The organism is Nocardioides sp. Z30_9 (assembly GCF_058215735.1).
The window spans coordinates 1601573-1619562 of record NZ_JBZAJF010000001.1; the positions used below are offsets into that span (position 1 = coordinate 1601573).

Genomic DNA, 17990 nt, shown 5'->3' on the forward strand with positions numbered 1-17990 from the left:
TGGAGCGTAGTCAGGCCCTCAGCCGAACTTCGCACCGCAGTGCGGCCAGGCGCCGTAGCCACCCTCGGCGGCCGCCACGCGTTCCGCGACGGCGATCTGCTGCTCGCGGCTGTTCTGGTGCGGCATCCCGGAGCCGCCGTAGGCGCGGAAGGTGCTCGGCAGGAACTGCAGGCCGCCGTAGTACCCGTTGCCGGTGTTCGCGGACCAGTTGCCGCCGGACTCGCAGGCGGCGATCGCGTCCCAGACACCGGTGTTCACGGTCTTCGTGCCGACCTTGACGATGCCGGCGACGGGCTGGCTCACGACTGCCTGCTTGACGACGGTGCGCTTGACGACCTTGCCGTTGCGGAACCGCACCTGGTAGGTCACGTCGCGGGCGCCGTCACGTCCCTGGCGGACGGTCTTCGTCTCGCCGGACATCATCGAGGAGTCCTTCTGCTTGCGGACCGGTGCGGGGATGGCCTCGCGCGGCACACGCTTGGTCTTGACGCCGATCTTGGTGACCACGACGCGGGTCCCGTTGGTCAGCTCGGCGCTGCGCGAGGGACGGACGATGTCGTTGCGGTCCACGTTGGCGCCCACCTCGTCGAGCAGCTCACCGACGGTGGCTGCGGGCACGTTGTGCCGCGAGGCCTTGGCGTCCGCGACCTGCACGGAGACGCGCTTGGGGGTGACGACCTCCAGCGCGAGCCCGGAGCGGTCGATCGAGGCGCTACGGCTGACCGAGAGCTGCGCGGCGGTGCCGATGCGCATCCCGATCTGGTCGAGCGCGGCCGACACCTTGGTGGCGGTGGTCCAGAAGGTCTTCTTCTCGCCGTCCACGGTGAGGTCCAGCGGGCGGGCGAGACGTACGGCGATCCGGGAACCGTCCTTCACCGGCGATCCGACGGCCGGGACGATGACGTCGTGCTTGCCGGGCTCGATGCCCTTGTCGGCAAGGACGTCGCCGACGTCCTTGGCGAAGGTGCGGACCTGCTGTTCCTTGCCGTCGACCGAGAGGGTGACGGTCCGGCTCATCGCGCTGTAGGCGGTGGCGGTGCCCGCGAGGGCGAGGACGGTCGCTGCGACCAGTCCGAGTAGAAGGGGTTTGTTCCGGCCGGGGTGCGTGAGTGAAGCGCGCACGGTTCTCCGATGTTCGCGATTTCCGGGCCGCAGGAGGCGGTGCCTGGCAACGAACGCGGTGATGGTCGCGACGCGGCTCCTAAGTGGCACCACCGGGTGTAGATAGAGCCTGCTCCCGGCCAACAGCCCACGACACTAGGTATGTAGCTCCCGGTTAGCAAGGTTGCTAGCAAGACGTGTGGGAGTGCTCACATTGGGATCCCGGGCGTGTCTGGGCGTGTCTGCGCGTGTCGCACCCGGGCCGATGCGACTGGTCGGGCCCCGGGGTCAGCCCCAGGGCCCTCCGAAGGCAGCGTCGGTGTTCGCCTCGATGGCGCGGCACAGCAGCCCCAGCCCCTCCTCGGTCTGCAGGCCCCGGGTCGCGGCCATCGAGCGCACCGTGAGCGGGACCAGGAAGGAGGCGTTGGTGCGCCCCCGGTGCGGCATCGGGGTGAGGTACGGCGCGTCGGTCTCCACCAGCACCCGGTCCAGAGGGGTGATCCGCAGGGCCTCGCGCAACGGCTCCGCGTTCTTGAAGGTGACCGTCCCCGCGAAGGACAGGTAGGCCCCGCGGTCCAGGCACCGCCGGGCGAAGTCGGCATCGCCGGAGAAGCAGTGCATCACCCATCGTTGCGGCGCCCCGACCTCGTCGAGCACGCGCAGCACGTCGTCGTGGGCGTCGCGGTCGTGGATCACCAGGGTCTTGTCCAGGGAGGTGGCCATCTCTACGTGGGCACGGAACGACTCGTGCTGGGCCGCGACGCCCTCCGGGCCGGTGCGGAAGTAGTCGAGGCCGGTCTCGCCGATCGCGCGGACCCGCTCGCTGCTGCGCGCCAGCGTCTCGATCTCGGCCAGTGCCTCCCCCAGCCGCCCCTGCTCCGCGAGACGCGGGGCCTCGTTGGGGTGCAGGGCCACGCCCGCGACCAGCCGGTCGTGCCGTTCGGCGGCCTCCACGGCCCAGCGGGCGCCGGGGAGGTCGCACCCGATCTGCACGATGCGCGCCACCCCCACCGATGCGGCGAGCGCGAGCGCCTCGGTCACCGGCAGCGCGGGCGACTCGCCGCGGCCCAGGTCGAGGTGGCAGTGGTTGTCGACCACCGGGTGGGGCAACGGCTCCGGCACGCCGGGGAGGTCGGAGCCGGCGGACGCGGGCGATCCGGGGCTCACGGGCGGTGCACCGCGTCGTAGACGACCCGCTTGGGGACCCCCGAGCGCCGGGCGACGTCGAGGATGGCCTCCTTGCGCGTGGCGCCGAGCTCCTCCTCCTCGGCGACCAGCGCGGCCAGGGCGAGCGGGTCGGTCACCGCCTCGGGCGCGGCCGCACCCTCCACGACGATCGTCACCTCACCCCGTACGCCGCCCGCGGCCCACTCGACGAGCTCGGCCAGCGGGCCGCGGCGTACCTCCTCGTGGGTCTTGGTCAGCTCCCGGCACACGGCCCCGCGCCGGTTCGCGCCGAACGTCTCCGCCATCGAGCCGAGCGTCGCGGCCGTGCGGTGCGGGGCCTCGAAGAACACCAGCGTGCGCTGCTCGTCGGCCAGCGCGGCCAGCCGCCGCGTCCGCTCCCCCGGCTTGCGAGGCAGGAACCCCTCGAAGCAGAACCGGTCGACCGGGAGGCCCGAGACCGCGAGCGCGGTGAGCACGGCGGAGGGGCCGGGGATGCCGGTGATCTGCACGCCGCGCTCCACGGCGGCGGCGACGAGCCGGTAGCCGGGGTCCGAGACGCTCGGCATCCCCGCATCGGTGACGAGCACGACCCGGTCGCCGGCGAGCAGCGACTCCACCAGCGAGTCGGTGCGCAGGTGCTCGTTGCCCTCGAAGTAGGACACCACCCGGCCGGAGATCTCGACGCCGAGGTCGCTGGTCAGGCGCCGCAGCCGGCGGGTGTCCTCGGCCGCGACCACGTCGGCGCCGCGCAGCTCGGCCGCCAGCCGCGGCGAGGCGTCGTCGGGCCGGCCGATCGGGGTCGCGGCCAGCACGAGCACGCCCGGACCGCGTCCGTCTCCCTGCGGGCCGGCCGGATCGGTGATCCGGTCGGCGTGGTGCTCGGCCGGTTGCGTCATGGCCCGATCATCGCAGCCGTAGCATCGTCCGACGTGACCCTCCCCGCCCCGCTCGAGCGCACGGTCGGGCTCAGCCGCACGGCAGCGGGAGACGTCGTGCCCAGTGCCTCGGTCCGGGCACGCCTGCGGGCCGTCGACACCGATCCGGTGCTCGCGTGGGTCGGCACCGCCGCGGTCACCCTCCTCGCCGCGTTCCTGCGGCTGTGGGACCTGGGCAAGCCCCGCGCGTTCCTCTTCGACGAGACCTACTACGCCAAGGACGCGTGGTCGCTGCTCCACCACGGCTACGCACAGGGCTACGTCGACAACGCGGACGTGCAGCTCCTCGCGGGCCAGACCGAGGGGCTGTGGAACGGGACCCCGAACATGGTGGTGCACCCCGAGGTCGGCAAGTGGCTGATCGCCCTGGGCGAGAGCGTCTTCGGGATGACCCCGTTCGGCTGGCGGGTGGCCTCGGCGGTCGTGGGCGCCCTGATGGTGCTGGTGATGATCCGGCTCGCGCGCCGCGTCACCCGCTCCACCCTGCTCGGGCTGGTCGCGGGCCTCCTGATGTGCTTCGACGGCCTCCAGCTGGTGCTCTCGCGGCTGGCGCTGCTGGACCTGTTCCTCGCGTTCTTCGTGCTGTGCGCGGTCAGCTGCATGGTGGCCGACCGCGACTGGGTGCGCAGCCGGCTGGCCCGCGCGGTCCCCGAAGGCTCCCGGCTCTCGCCGGACTCGTGGGGACCGCTGCTGCTGTGGCGGCCGTGGCGGTTGGCCACCGGTGTCTGCTGGGGGCTGGCCGTCGGCACGAAGTGGTCGGCACTGTTCCCGCTCGCCGCCTTCGGCCTGCTGATGTGGGCCTGGGACGCGGGCGCGCGGCGCTCCTTCGGCGTACGTCGTGCGTGGGTGAAGTCAGCGCTGATCGACGCGGCCCCGGCGGTGGTCTACGTGGTCGTGGTCCCGTTCCTGATCTACCTCGTGTCGTGGACCGGCTGGCTGCTGCACGCCGCCGAGTACGAACGGGCGCTCTCGAACACCCAGTACGGCCCCTACTGGGGCCGCTACCTGGAGAAGGACGCCCAGGGTTTCTTCCCCGAGCTGTGGCAGTCGCTGCGCTCGCTGTGGCACTACCACCACGACGTCTACTCCTTCCACACCGGCTTCCTCAACGAGAGCACCCACGTCTACCAGTCCAACCCGTGGGGATGGCTCACGCTGAACCGGCCGGTGGGGGTCGACGCCCAGCTCAACATCGCGCCCGGCCAGCAGGGCTGCGAGGCGGCGGCGGGATCGACCTGCCTGCGCCAGGTGCTGCTGCTCGGCAACCCGGTCGTGTGGTGGTTCGGCACGATCGCTGCACTGTGGGCGGTGGTGGCGTGGGTGGCCCGCCGCGACTGGCGCTACGGGCTGGTGCTGGTGGGCATCGCATCGACCTGGCTGCCGTGGTTCCGGTACGACGAGCGGCCGATCTTCAGCTACTACGCGGTGACGATCCTGCCGTTCCTGGTGCTGGGCGCGACCCTGCTCCTGGGAGAGATCCTCGGCCGGCCGGACGCGTCGAGGAGACGACGCAGCATCGGGGCCGTGGCGGCCGGGAGCGTCCTGGTGGCGACGCTGCTCGCGTTCGCCTGGTTCTGGCCGATCTGGACCGACCAGCTGGTCACCCACCGCGAGTGGGTGCAGCGCATGTGGTTCAAGCGCTGGATCTAGCGGGACCCGGCAGGTCAGACGCCCGAGTCGGCGAAGGCGCGGGGGGTGGGCTCACGCAGCGCGGGACGCTGGACCTGGCGCTCGAGCATGGTCATCCGGGCGACCGCGAACGCGATCACGAACATGCCGAAGATCCCGATCAGGATCACGGATGCCGGTGCGATGGTCAGCATGGCGTCCCTCCCTGGTGCTCGATGTGGACTAGACCGACAACATACCCTAAAACGACGAAAGCGGACATAGTTTGCTAAAGACTGATTTTTGGGCGTATAGCGACGTGGCGTAGCTCACTGTCGCGGGGCCATTGTGCAGCGCGGGGCCACCGGCCGGAAGCGTCGTCGCTCCGGGCCGTACCACCGCACCTGCAGGGCCCACGATCCGACCCTACGACGCGAACTCGCGCCGCGCCCGCATAACGCCGGAGAACTCGCGGGTCAAGTCCGGCCGTCCAGTCAGGGTCCAGTCGAGTGCAAGCCAGGCACAGAGCGCCGTCACAAGGTGTGCGACACCGGTCACCGACGACGCGAAGGACCTCCCATGTCACGCCTGCTGCACCGCCTCGGCCACGACACCGCCGCCCACCCGTGGCGCACGATCTCCGCCTGGCTCGTCCTCGCGGCCGCCGTCATCGCCCTCGCGGGGGCCTTCGGCGGGACCCCGCACGACGACTGGGACATCCCGGGGGCCCGGGCCCAGCGGGGCATCGACCTGCTCCGCGCCCACCTCCCCGAGGCCGGCAACGCGAGCGCCAGGGTCGTCGTGCACACCCGCGACGGGGCACCGGTGGCTGGAGCCGAGCTCGATGCGCTGAGCGACCGGCTGCGGGCGATGGACCACGTCCTCGGCGTCTCCGCCCCACGGATCAGCCCCGACCAGGACACCGCCCTGCTGACCGTGCACTACGACGTGCCGGTCACGGACCCCGACCTGATGGGCGAGCTGGGCCCGCTCGAGGCGGCGGTCGCGCCGACGAGGGCGGCCACCGACGGCGGCGTACGACGTGCCGAGCCGCCGCGCCTGTTCCAGGTCGAGCTCGGCGGGGAGCTCCCGGACACGGCGGCGGCGCCGATGTCAGGCCGTGGCGAGCTGATCGGCGTGGTGCTCGCCCTGCTGGTCCTGGTGCTGGTCTTCGGCTCCGTCGTGGGCGCCGGCCTGCCGGTGGCGGTGGCGCTGGTCGGGCTGGGAGTCGGCTCGGCGGGGATCACCCTGCTGGCCGCGGTGACCGACGTGAGCAACTCGGCCCCCACCGTCGCCTCGATGGTGGGGCTGGGGGTCGGCATCGACTACGCCCTGCTCCTGGTGACCCGGCACGTGGAGTTCCTCCGGGCGGGACAGGACCCTCGCCGGGCGGCCGGCAGCGCCGTGGCCACCGCCGGGCGCTCGGTCGTGTTCGCCTCGGCGACGGTGCTGGTCTCCCTGCTCGGCCTCAAGCTCGCCGACCTGCCCACCTACGACTCCTTCGGCTACACCACCGCGATCGCGGTGGTCGCGGTCGCGTCGGCTTCGCTCACGCTGGTCCCCGCCCTGTGCGGCCTCGCCGGACAGCGCCTGCTGCCCCGCCGGGTGCGGGCCGGGCGCCGTCCGACCGGCAGGCAGGTGACCGCCCGCTGGGCGGGCGTCGTCACCCGCCGGCCACTGGCGTGGACCCTGGCCGCGACGGTGCTGCTGCTGGCGCTGGCGGCCCCTGCCCTGGGGATGCGGACCTGGCCGCAGGACTCGTCGTCGTCCTCGACCGACCTGACCACGCGCAAGGCGCACGACCTGGTGGCCGCGGAGTTCGGCGCCGGCGCCAACGGCCCTGTCGCGTTCGTGACCCGGGGCAGCCCCGAGGACGCCGCGGTCCACGCCCGGGAGGTGGAACGGCGAGCCGACATCGCCGGCGTCTCCCCCGTGCGTACCTCCCCCGACGGCGCGGTGCACGTCTTCGAGGCCGAGCCCACCTTCGGTCCCACCGACGAGCGGACCCAGGCCCTGGTCGCCGACCTGCGCGAGCAGGCACCGCCGGGTGTCGAGGTCACCGGCACCACGGCCCTGTTCGCCGACATCGCCGACCAGCTCTCCACCCGGCTGTGGCTGGTGGTCGGGTTCGTGGTCGCCGTCTCGATGCTGCTGCTCGCGATGATGTTCCGCTCCGTGGTGGTGCCGGTGAAGGCGGCCGCGATGAACCTGCTCTCGATCGCGGCGGCGTACGGCGTGCTCACCGCGGTCTTCCAGTGGGGCTGGGGTGTGGAGCTCGTGGGGCTCGACCACGCGATGCCGATCTCGAGCTGGGTGCCGATCCTGCTGTTCGCGGTCCTGTTCGGCCTCTCGATGGACTACGAGGTGTTCCTGCTGTCCCGGGTCCGCGAGGACTGGCTGGACAGCGGTGACGCGCACGGCAGCGTGGTGCGCGGCCTGTCCTCGACGGCACGGGTGATCTCGGCCGCCGCATCGATCATGGTCGCCGTGTTCTGGGGGTTCGCCACCGAGGTCGACGTCGTGGTCAAGCAGCTCGGGGTCGGGATGGCGGTGGCGATCACCCTCGACGCCACCCTGGTCCGGATGGTGCTGGTGCCCGCCACGATGACCCTGCTCGGGCGCTGGAGCTGGTGGATGCCCACCTGGCTGGAGCGGGTGGTGCCCGTCCTCGAGGACGGGAGCAGCGCCACCTTCCCGGCGGCCACACCCCGCACGCCCGCCGGCGTGTGAGCCCTGCCTGGACATCCCGCTAGGCGGGCGCCACCTTGTCCTCGGCGAAGTCCTGCGGGCGGAACTCGCCGTCCTGCAGGTGCTGCTCGATGTTCTCCAGGCTGTGCCCGGTGAGCTCCGGCAGCAGCCGCCACACGAAGATCCACGCCGCCACATTGAAGAGCCCGTAGAGCCAGAAGACCTGACCCACCCCGAACGCGTCGATCATGGTCAACAGCGTCAGGGTGATCAGCAGGTTGGTGCCCCACAGGGTGGCCGACTGCACGGCCGTCCCGGCACCGCGTACGGCGAGCGGGTAGATCTCGGACCCGGTGAGCCAGCCCATCAGCTGCAGGCCGCCGGCGTTGAAGAACATGAACACGATCAGGCAGGCGATGATGAAGCCGATGTTGTCGCGACCGGCGTTGTCGGTGACGAAGAAGGCACCGAGCACGAACAGGCTGATCGCCGCACCGGGCACCATCACCAGGGTCAGCCGGCGACGACCGACCCGGTCCACGATGGCGAGGCCGACGATCATCATCACCAGGTAGGTCACGCCGAGCGCGACGCTGACCCGGAGCGCCTCGGTGGTGGAGAACCCGTTGTCGGTCAGGATCGTCGGGGCGTAGTAGATGATCATCTCGATCCCCGACAGCTGGGTGAACGCGGCGATGCCGCAGCCCACGACCAGGGCCGGCCGGACCCAGGGCTGGCGCAGGCCGCTCCAGCCCCGGTGGCTGCGCTTGGTCTCCTGCTTGCGCTGCTCGACCTCGACGATCTCCCCCAGCTCCTCGGAGATGTCGAAGCCCTTGGGACGCACTCGCTCCAGCACGGCGCGGGCCTCGTCCTCACGGTCCTGCTTGACCAGCCAGCGCGGGCTCTCGGGGAGGCGGAGCTGCAGGAGCAGCATGATCAGGGCGGGCACGGCGGCGGCGCCGATCGAGATCCGCCAGTCCACGGACTCCGAGGCACCGACCAGGGTCGAGATCACGATTCCGACGCCGATCGCGAGCTGGAAGCACAGCACCAGCCGGCCGCGCAGGCCCGCCGGCGCCATCTCGGCGACGTACATCGGCACGGTCTGGGTGGCGCCGCCGACCGCGAAGCCGAGCAGCACCCGCGCCCCGGCCAGGCTCAGCGCGTCCGGCGCCACCGAGCAGGCGAGGCTGCCGGCGATGAAGATCCCGCAGATCAGCAGGATGGTCCGGTGCCGGCCCCACCTCTCGGAGAGCAGGCTGCACACGAGGGCACCGATGACGGCGCCGAGCAGGATGCCGGCGGCGATGGACTGCTCCATCCCGTGGCCGGTGTCGAACTCCTCGCCGATCTGGAGCAGGGCGCCGGAGATGATGCCGGTGTCGTAGCCGTAGAGAAGTCCGCTGACCGCCGAGACCACGGCCACCGCGAGCATCAGCCCGTTGAGGGTCCCCGGAGCAGCGGCCGGGTCGTCCTGCTTCGTCGTCTGGCTCATGGACCCCTCCAAAGGATGTGGCGACAACCATGGCCGTCGTACCCCCGGGTAGCGCCGCCCACACCTCGGGCGGTCAGGACACGAGCAGCCGCTCGATGTTGTCGAAGGCCTGGCGTGCGTAGCCGCGCCACATCCGGCCGAAGGCCGGCATCGCCAGCGAGCCGAGCCGGCCCGCGGGATGCACGGTCCACGACCAGGTGATGCGTACGCCGGTGCCGGCTGGCTCGAAGGTCCACGCACCGTCGATCGAGGCGACCAGCAGCTTCATCGGCCCGGTGATCTCGCTGATCCGGTAACCGAACCGGCGCGGCCCGTCGACCTCCACCAGCTCCTCACGCATCGTGCCGCCGTCGGCGAGCGCGATCGTCCGCGTCTGACCGGCGGTGGCCCAGGGGCCGTCCTGGTCGCGGGTCGCCCTGATCGGCGGGATCGCGGCGTACCGCCGGTCGAAGATGCGGCTCAGCTCGTAGGGCAGCAGCTCCTCGAACGCGCGTCCAGGTTCCGCCGGGTAGGTGCGGCTGTGGCTCAGCTCGGTTGGTGTCATCCGGTGACCCTAGTCCCGGAGTCGTCCCCCGGTGGGCGAGATCACACCACGATCAGATGCACTCCTTGGGGCAGAGTGCAAGACTGCACTACGTGACTGAAAGTGCAACCTCCAGGGCCGGACGACGTCAGGAGACGTCGCTGCGGATCTCCAGGTGCGCCCAGGCGCTCGTCGACGAGCGCGGTCTCGACGGCTTCACGATGGACGAGCTCGCCGAGGCGGCCGGCGTCTCCCGCAGGACCCTGTTCAACTACTTCCCCGGCAAGCTCGACGCCGTCCTGGGCGACTCCCCCGAGCCCTCGGAGGAGGCCCTGGCGAGATTCCGTGCACGCGGGGCCGGCAGCAACCTCGTCGACGACCTGCGTGCCCTCGGGATCGACCTGCTCAGCGTCCCTGACCCGAGCCGTGCCGACCTGCTGCGGTTCCGCCGGATCGTGCACGAGCATCCACGGCTCCTCGCGGCCGCCTACGCACGCTTCCAGGTCCTGACCGGCCGCATCGTCGACGAGATCCGCCTGCGCGAGGGTGCGTCGTTCGACGCACAGCGGGCGCAGGTGGCGATCCGGCTCCTGTGCGGGCTCTTCGAATCCGCCTTCGAGCTGTTCCTCGACGACCCCGAGGAACGACCGATCACCACTGCCTTCGACGAGGTCCTCCAGGCAGCGCGTCACCTGCTCGCCTGACCTTCCTCCCTTCCCCCTTCCCCGCTTCCACTCGATCACCCCCCAGGAGAACCACCCATGGCCACCCTTCTGTACCGCCTCGGCAAGACCGCCTTCCGGCGGTGGCCGTTCTTCCTGGCCGGCTGGCTGATCGCGATGATCGCGGTCGGCAGCGTCGCGGCCACGCTCTCCAAGCCGATGAGCGACTCGTTCTCGATCCCCGGCATTCCCTCCGAACGCGCGGCGGACATGCAGGCCGAGCTCTTCCCCGGCGCCCAGGATGCCTTCGACCAGGCCTCGGTGAAGGTGGTCGTCGCCGCCCCGAAGGGCGAAACCCTGGCCGACCACAAGGCCGAGGTCGACGCCCTCGTGGAGGACCTCGCCGCACTGCCGCAGATGCCCGACGGCAAGGACCCGGAGGCACCGGGACCGGTGAACCCGGTGGTCGCTGCCCAGGCGCAGGAGCAGATGCTCCTCAAGTCCGCGGAGCAGTCCGGCCAGCCGGCAGCCGTCGCCAAGGCCAACGCCGAGGCACTCTCGCCGCTGTCGAAGGACGGCCGGGTCGGGACCATCACCTGGGACTTCGACGTGGACACCGTGGCCGACGTCGAGCCCGGCACCATCGAGGCTCTCAACGACACCATGGCGCAGGCCCGCGACCAGGGGCTCACCGTCGAGGCGAACGGGTCCGGCACCAGCGGCGTGCTCGAGATCGGAGGCACCTCCGAGCTGATCGGCATCGCGGTCGCCGTGCTCGTCCTGATCCTCACCTTCGGCTCCCTGGTCGCCGCCGGTCTGCCCGTGGTCACGGCCCTGTTCGGTGTCGGGCTGGGCATCACCGGCATCACCGCCCTGACGGCGGTCATGGAGATCGGCTCCACCACCCCGATGCTGGCCACGATGATCGGCCTCGGCGTCGGAATCGACTACGCGCTGTTCATCCTGGCGCGCTACCGCAGCGAGCTCGACCACACCGACGACCGAGAGGAAGCCACTGGCATCGCCGTGGGCACCGCCGGCTCCGCCGTGGTCTTCGCCGGGCTCACCGTCCTGATCGCCCTCGCCGCGCTCGGTGTGGCCAGGATCCCGTTCCTGACCACGATGGGTATCGCAGCGGCGGCAACGGTCTTCATCGCCGTGCTGGTGGCGCTGACCCTGCTCCCGGCCGTGCTCGGGATGATGAAGTCCAAGGCCTTCGCCGGCCAGGTGCGCAGCCCCCACCCCAAGCGCGACGCGAGCGGCAAGGTGCTGAACAACGGTGTCCGCTGGGCACGCCTGATCGGGCGACGCCCGGTCGCCGTGGTCCTGCTGGTGGTCGTGGCCCTCGGCTCCCTGGCCATCCCGCTCAAGGAGCTCCACCTCGCGTTCCCCAACGACAGCACCGCCTCCACCGACACCACCCAGCGCAAGGCCTCGGACCTGATCGCCGACGCCTTCGGGCCGGGTCGCGACGCGCCGCTGGTGCTGGTCGTCGACGGTCGTGACGTCGCCGAGAAGGACCGCCCCACGGCGTACGGCGAGATCGTGGAGTGGGCCAACGCACAGCCCGGCGTCGTCAACGCCCAGGTCGTGATGCAGAACGAGGAGGGCACCGGCGCCCAGGTGCTGGTGACCCCGTCGGCCGCCGGTGACGACACCGAGACCGAGGACCTGCTCGTGGACCTGCGCACCAACCAGTCCGACATCGAGGAGCAGACCGGCACCGAGATCGGGGTGACCGGCCTGACCGCGATCACCGCCGACGTCTCGGAGCGGCTCGCGGACGCGCTGCCGATCTACCTCGCGGTGGTCATCGGCCTGGCGTTCCTGCTGCTGACGCTCGTCTTCCGCTCGCTGCTGGTGCCGCTGACCGCGACCTTCGGGTTCCTGCTCTCCGTGCTGGCCACCCTGGGCGCCACCGTGGCGGTCTTCCAGGAGGGCGCCTTCGGGCTGATGGAGGGCTCGCCGATCGTGAGCTTCATGCCGATCTTCCTGATCGGCCTGGTCTTCGGCCTCGCGATGGACTACCAGGTCTTCCTGGTGACCCGGATGCGGGAGGCACACGTGCACGGCGCCACGACCAGCGAGGCGGTGATCGACGGGTTCCGCAACAGTGCCCGGGTGGTCGCTGCGGCCGCGGTGATCATGATCTCGGTGTTCGCCGCGTTCATCCTGATCGACGAGCCGATCATCAAGTCGATGGGCTTCGCGCTCGCGATCGCGGTGTTCTTCGACGCCTTCGTGGTGCGGATGGCGCTGATCCCGGCGCTGATGTACCTGCTCGGCGAGAAGGCGTGGTACCTGCCGAAGTGGATCGACCGGATCCTGCCGAACATCGACGTCGAGGGTGAGCAGCTCGACCGCCCGCACATGAGCGAGCTGCACGGCAGCCGGGCCGAGGACGAGGAGCTGGTCAGGGTCTGAGGTTCTCCACCTCGAGGGCCGGGATCTCCTCCTGCGCCGGGAGCTCGAACCCGAGCACCTGGGAGTAGAAGGAGAGCTCGGCCCCGAGGGAGTCCTTGATGTTCGCCGCCTTGCGGAAGCCGTGCTGCTCCCCCTCGTAGAGCCGGTAGGCGACAGGAAGTCCCTTCGCGCGCAGTGCCGAGACGATCATCTCGGACTGCGCCGGGGGGACAACCTTGTCCTCGGAGCCCTGCAGCACGATCAGCGGCGAGGTCAGCGAGTCGAGGTGCGAGAGCGGCGAGCGCTCCACGTAGACCTCGCGACCCTCCGGGTACGGCGCGATCAGCCCGTCGAGGTAGCGGGACTCGAACTTGTGCGTCTCCTCGGCGAGGGCCTCGGTGTCCGCGACGCCGAAGTAGTCGGCTCCCGCTGCGAACACGTCTGAGACCGCCAGCGCCATCAGCACCGTGAAGCCGCCGGCTGACCCGCCGCGGATCAGCGCGCGGGCAGGGTCGACCCGGCCCTGCTCCACCAGCCAGCGCACGACCCCCACGCAGTCGCCCACGTCGAGCACCCCCCACTGACCCTGGAGCCGTTCGCGGTAGGCACGTCCGTAGCCGGTGGAGCCGCCGTAGTCGACGTCGACGACCGCGAAGCCACGGCTGGTCCAGAACTGGGTCCCGAGGGCGAGAGCCGCCTTCGCGTTCGAGGTGGGGCCACCGTGGATCATCACGAGCACCGGCGGCAGCTCACCCTCGAGCGGGCGGGTCTCCGGGTTCGTCGGTGGGTAGAAGTTGGCGTACGTCGCACGGCCGTCCCCGCCCGGGAACTCGATGTGCTCGGGCACGGCGAACCACTCCGGGTCGATGCCCAGCTCGCGCACGGCGCTGAGCGTCTGCACCCGGTCCGGGGCGCCGGCCTCGAAGGCCAGCACCGCAGGCTCCTGCACGGGTGAGGCGCCGACCAGCACGACCCGGCTCCCCGAGGCCGCCAGGTCCGCGACATGGGTCACCTCGGTGGGCAGCCGGTTCGCCGTACCGTCGGGACCGACCAGCCACAAGGTGTCGACGCCCTGGTGCAGCGCGGCGAGGACGACGCGGCCGTCGCCGAGGAAGCCGTAGCGCCGCTGCGCGAAGGACCACTTGGGAGCACCGACGTCACCGGGCTCCTCGAACATCCGCTGGACCCCGCCCTCGGGCGTCCAGCGGTAGAGCGACCACCAGTCCGCGCGGTCGGAGCAGAACCACAGGGAACCGTCCGGCGCCCACTGTGGCTGGCAGATCCCCTCGGCGGGCTCGTCGACCCCGCCCGCGACGGTCTGCGCCCCCATCGGGGTCTGCACCTTCAGCGTCGAGGCGTCCCAGGGCATCGAGGGGTGGTTCCACTCCAGCCAGGCCAGGGAGCTCCCGTCGGGCGACCAGCGCGGGTCGGAGACGAAGTCGGGACCCGAGACCACGGTGTCCTGCGATCCCGCGGCATCGATCACGACGATCTCGTTGACCACGTCCACCGCGCGGCTGGTGCCCACCGGGTGGGTCTCGCGGACCACGGCCACCCGGCCGTCCACCGGGTGCACGTCGCCGTCGGCCCAGCGCACCGAGCCACCCTCGGGCGACGCAGGCGTCACGGCGACCGGCGCGGCGCCGGGGTCGACCCTCCGGAGCCGCTGGTCGGCCCAGTCGACGTACCAGACGACGCCGTCGCGGACCCACCACGCGCCCCCGCCGTACTCGTGGACGGCGGTGCGCGCATTGGCCGTCTCGTCCAGGACGTCCACGGGATCGGCACCCGGGGCCTGCCGCACGATCACCGTGCGACCGCCCTCGTGGGGCCGCATCTCGGACCAGTAGACGTCCGCGGCGTCCAGTGCCACGGCGCCGACGGCGCTGGCCTGCTGCACCACGACGTCCGCGGTGACGGGGGTGGACCAGGAACCGCAGGGACGTCGTACGGGAGCGTCGTGAGTCATCCTCCGACCCTAGTCATCGGGCTTCGCGCCGCCACAAGTCGTGCCCGCATCGATGTTTAGCCACCTCGCCGACCGGACAGGCTCACAGTGCTCTTCAGGGAGCAGACCACCCGCGGTTCCCCTTCCCCCCGATGGGGGTCCGCGGGTGGTTCTCTGGTTCTGGGTCCGCCCCGACCAGCACGTTTGGTCGGCCTCCTTACGCTGTCAGCGCCCGCGTCGATCCCCGGTATAGGAGTAACAGCTCGATGGATGTTTCGGCTCTCGTCTGGGGGCTGACGATCGTCGCGATCCTCGGCCTCCTGGCCTTCGACTTCGTCTTCCACGTCCGCAAGGCCCACGTCCCGACCCTGCGCGAGGCTGCACTGTGGTCCGCGCTGTACGTCGGCATGGCGGTGCTCTTCGGCCTCGGCGTGCTGGTGTTCGGCGGGACCGGGCCCGGCTCGGAGTACTTCGCCGGCTACGTCACGGAGAAGGCGCTCTCGGTCGACAACCTGTTCGTCTTCCTGATCATCATGAGCAGCTTCCGGGTGCCGCGCGAGGACCAGCAGAAGGTGCTGCTGTTCGGGATCGTGTTCGCGCTGATCGCCCGGACGGGATTCATCTTCCTCGGCGCCGCGCTGATCAACTCCTTCGCCTGGATCTTCTACCTCTTCGGCCTGATCCTGCTGCTCACCGCGGGCAACATGCTCAAGCCCGAGGGCGAGGAGTCGCACTCGGCCGACAACTTCATCATCCGGCTCGCCCGCAAGGTCTTCCACACCACCGAGCACTACGACGGCGACAGGCTCTTCACCGTCGAGAACGGCAAGCGCGTGATGACGCCGATGCTGCTGGTGATGGTGGCCATCGGCGGCACCGACATCCTGTTCGCGCTCGACTCGATCCCGGCGATCTTCGGCCTCACCCAGAACACGTTCATCGTGTTCACCGCCACCGCCTTCTCCCTGCTCGGGCTGCGCCAGCTCTACTTCCTCATCGACGGCCTGCTGGACCGGCTGATCTACCTCTCCTACGGCCTGGCGGCGATCCTGGGCTTCATCGGCGTGAAGCTGATCCTGCACGCCCTGCACGAGAACAACGTGCCGTTCATCAACGACGGTGAGCACGTCAAGGTCGTCGAGATCAGCACCGGGCTCTCCCTCAGCGTGATCCTGGGTGTCCTGGTCGTGACGGTCGCGGCCTCCTTGCTGAGCCCTGCCGGAAAGGCGCAGAACGCGATCGCCAACGCCCGCCGGCACGCGACCAACTACCTGGACTCGGAGTACACCGCCGACCCGGCCGAGCGCGAGCGGATCTTCAAGCTGCTGCTCGAGGAGCGTGACCAGATCGTCGACCTCGGGGCGAAGTACCGCCAGAAGGTGCGCGACGAACCCGCGCTGATGGCCCTGCTGGAACGGGCGCGCGCGAGCCACGAGGCCGCGGTCGAGCGGGGCGAGGCGGACCCCGCCGGTCCGTCGAAGATCATCGGGTCCCCGTAGCAGCCACACGGCTTGTCACGCGGGGTCCACGCTGCTGAACACCGACCGGGTCAGCGTGAGGTGCGACCGGGGTGGGAATCGGGCTCGTCCGGTGCCGGCCTCCCCCGGGCGCGGTACCACTGCCACGGGGAGTCAATCGGGGGGAACCGCATCGTGAGCAGCGAGGACAGGGTGAGGTAACTGCGGATCATCCGGAACACGAGGTACTCGGGCAGATAGAGCAGGGCCCTCGGCCGACCCAGCAGCAGACACACCGCGATCGCGACGAGCGCGGGGAGCCCGATCACCATGGCCAGCAGTGGCTGCCAGCCCACGCCGGCGAAGGCGACCTCGAAGATGCTGAGCGTCAGCGCGGCGAAGAAGAGCAGCGGGATCAGCATCGCGCGACGCGCCGTGTTGAACAGTGCGAAGGGCAGCACCACGGTCCCCGCCATCGATCCCGGCCGCAGCAATGCTCGCCGGTTGTGGGCGGCCACGTGGTAGGTGCTGCGGAACCACCGGATCCGCTGCTCGGTCAGGTGTGCCCAGGTGCGGGGGACCTCGCTGGCGTAGACGGCCCGCGGGTCGACGACGCAGCGGTAGCCCAGCGAGTTCAACCGCATGCAGATGTCGGTGTCCTCACCGTTGATCCCCTGCATGATCGGCCCGGCCTCGTCGAGCGCCGAGCCCCGGTACGCCGTCAGCATGCCCGGCACGCCCACGACCCCGCCGTACCCCATGCGTGCCACCTGGTAGAAGGCGTGCCGCAGGAGCACCTCGACCAGCCGCACCCGGTCGATGGAGGTCTCGGTGCGCGTCGGCAGCGGCAGGCCCCCCACGGCACCGACAAGGGGATTGCTGAAGTGCCGCATCACCTTGCCCAGGCAGCGCTCCTCGACCAGGGAGTCGGCATCGAGGCGCAGCACGAAGGGCTCGGTCAGCCGGTCCAGCCCGTGGTTCAGGGCCGCGGCCTTTCCCGGCCGGGCACAGCTGAGCATCGTGCAGGTCAGGTGACGGGTCCGCGCCATGGCCTCTTTCGCGACGGCGACGGTGTCGTCGTCGGAGGCGTTGTCCACGACGTACAGGTGCACCGGAGCGTCGTAGGACCCGGCCGCGAGGTCGAGAGCGTGGATGGTCGCCGCGATCCCGTGCGCCTCGTTGTGGGCGGGGACCAGCACGCCGACCGGCCCAGTGAAGTGCGAGCGGCTCCCCCTGGCCACCAGGACGACCCCGATCGCCGCGGCGAACACCGAGACTGCCTGCTGGACCAGGAACACGCCGGGGCCGATCCCGCCGAGGAGGGCGACGGCCCGCATCACCGACACCACGCCGTCCAGCTCCTGCGCCACATGGACCGCCAGTGCGACCGCCAGTAGCACCGGCACCAGCAGCCGGGCCCAGCCTCCGGCGCCGATCCGGGCCGTCGGCGCCGGAGCGGGCACGGGATCGGGAAGCCGGGCGTTGGCCAGCACGACCACGGGAAACACGGCCACGGCGATGATCGAGCCGATGATCTGTTGCGCGGCCACCGGTGGGGAGACGCCGGGGATCCGGTGTGCCGCCAGGGTCAGCAGGTCGACGGCCAGGCTGATCAGCAGGACTGATCCGACAAGCTCGAGGAACACCAACAGGCGACGCCAGAGGTTGGTGGCCAGGGTCAGGCTGTACACCGTGAAGTACACCAGGATGAAGATCCGCACGGGAATCGTCGCCTTGCTCCCGGAAGCGGAGAACAGCACGATGTCCCGGTCCTCCAGCCGTCCCGTCCCGATCAGGCCCGCGATCAGGAGCAGCGCCAGGAGGCTGAGCGCCACGAACGAGACGAGGAACGCGATCACCGTTCGGGGTGAGCGCCTCATGGCGTATTCCTCGGGGGCGCTGTCCACCGAGCGGTAGTGCTCACGAACGGCCTCGGGAGCGATGAGCTCCTCGGACCTCGACCCGGGCTCTCCCGCCCCGTCCTCGGCCGGAGTGGTCACCGC

The 17990-nt window shown here is 70.8% G+C and carries 13 protein-coding genes; 5 read left to right on the forward strand and 8 right to left on the reverse strand.

From position 1 onward, the window contains the following. Positions 1 to 18 precede the first annotated feature (18 nt). The 3 genes from AC4BGB_RS07715 to rsmI form a co-directional block, all read right to left on the reverse strand. Positions 19 to 1122 (reverse strand): resuscitation-promoting factor, encoded by a 1104-nt coding sequence (locus tag AC4BGB_RS07715; protein ID WP_490546196.1) that lies wholly within the window; start codon positions 1120 to 1122, stop codon positions 19 to 21. A 267-nt stretch (positions 1123 to 1389) separates the two neighbouring features. Next, the gene (locus AC4BGB_RS07720; RefSeq protein ID WP_490546197.1) at positions 1390 to 2268 is read right to left on the reverse strand and encodes a TatD family hydrolase; all 879 of its coding nucleotides are present in this window, start codon (positions 2266 to 2268) and stop codon (positions 1390 to 1392) included. Next, positions 2265 to 3086 (reverse strand): 16S rRNA (cytidine(1402)-2'-O)-methyltransferase, encoded by an 822-nt coding sequence (gene rsmI, locus AC4BGB_RS07725; RefSeq protein WP_490546799.1) that lies wholly within the window; start codon positions 3084 to 3086, stop codon positions 2265 to 2267. Before rsmI ends, AC4BGB_RS07720 begins: the two co-directional genes overlap by 4 nt. Before the next feature lie 111 nt (positions 3087 to 3197). Here rsmI and AC4BGB_RS07730 point away from each other — a divergent pair, with 111 nt between their 5' ends. After that, on the forward strand, positions 3198 to 4853 hold the full coding sequence (locus tag AC4BGB_RS07730) for a dolichyl-phosphate-mannose--protein mannosyltransferase (protein WP_490546198.1): 1656 nt from the start codon (positions 3198 to 3200) through the stop codon (positions 4851 to 4853). Between the two features lie 14 nt (positions 4854 to 4867). On the opposite strand, the gene AC4BGB_RS07735 is transcribed toward AC4BGB_RS07730, so the two are convergent. Further along, positions 4868 to 5026, reverse strand: a complete 159-nt coding sequence (locus tag AC4BGB_RS07735; protein ID WP_490546199.1) for a hypothetical protein — start codon at positions 5024 to 5026, stop codon at positions 4868 to 4870. A 364-nt stretch (positions 5027 to 5390) separates the two neighbouring features. Here AC4BGB_RS07735 and AC4BGB_RS07740 point away from each other — a divergent pair, with 364 nt between their 5' ends. Further along, complete coding sequence (locus AC4BGB_RS07740; RefSeq protein ID WP_490546200.1) at positions 5391 to 7541, forward strand: MMPL family transporter; 2151 nt, start codon at positions 5391 to 5393, stop codon at positions 7539 to 7541. Positions 7542 to 7560: 19 nt separating this feature from the next. Here the strand turns inward: AC4BGB_RS07740 and AC4BGB_RS07745 are convergent, their stop codons facing one another. Together AC4BGB_RS07745 and AC4BGB_RS07750 are read right to left on the reverse strand one after the other, a co-directional pair. After that, positions 7561 to 8994 carry a sugar porter family MFS transporter gene (locus AC4BGB_RS07745; protein WP_490546201.1) on the reverse strand — a complete coding sequence of 478 codons (1434 nt, stop codon included), beginning with the start codon at positions 8992 to 8994 and terminating at the stop codon, positions 7561 to 7563. Between the two features lie 73 nt (positions 8995 to 9067). Next, positions 9068 to 9538, reverse strand: coding sequence for an SRPBCC family protein (locus AC4BGB_RS07750; RefSeq protein ID WP_490546202.1), 471 nt, complete (start codon positions 9536 to 9538; stop codon positions 9068 to 9070). 92 nt (positions 9539 to 9630) lie between these two features. Here AC4BGB_RS07750 and AC4BGB_RS07755 point away from each other — a divergent pair, with 92 nt between their 5' ends. Further along, positions 9631 to 10221 (forward strand): TetR family transcriptional regulator, encoded by a 591-nt coding sequence (locus tag AC4BGB_RS07755; protein ID WP_490546203.1) that lies wholly within the window; start codon positions 9631 to 9633, stop codon positions 10219 to 10221. Positions 10222 to 10278: 57 nt separating this feature from the next. Continuing rightward, positions 10279 to 12603: an MMPL family transporter gene (locus tag AC4BGB_RS07760; RefSeq protein WP_490546204.1), complete on the forward strand. Its 2325-nt coding sequence runs from the start codon at positions 10279 to 10281 to the stop codon at positions 12601 to 12603. Here AC4BGB_RS07760 and AC4BGB_RS07765 read toward each other — a convergent pair. Then, entirely contained in the window at positions 12593 to 14551 is a 1959-nt protein-coding gene (locus AC4BGB_RS07765; protein ID WP_490546205.1) for a S9 family peptidase, read from the reverse strand. The genes AC4BGB_RS07760 and AC4BGB_RS07765 overlap by 11 nt on opposite strands. A 245-nt stretch (positions 14552 to 14796) precedes the next feature. Between AC4BGB_RS07765 and AC4BGB_RS07770 the strand changes: the two genes are divergently transcribed. Further along, on the forward strand, positions 14797 to 16029 hold the full coding sequence (locus AC4BGB_RS07770) for a TerC family protein (protein ID WP_490546206.1): 1233 nt from the start codon (positions 14797 to 14799) through the stop codon (positions 16027 to 16029). A 50-nt stretch (positions 16030 to 16079) separates the two neighbouring features. Here AC4BGB_RS07770 and AC4BGB_RS07775 read toward each other — a convergent pair whose 3' ends face one another. Then, positions 16080 to 17987, reverse strand: coding sequence for a glycosyltransferase family 2 protein (locus tag AC4BGB_RS07775; RefSeq protein WP_490546207.1), 1908 nt, complete (start codon positions 17985 to 17987; stop codon positions 16080 to 16082). Positions 17988 to 17990 lie beyond the last annotated feature (3 nt).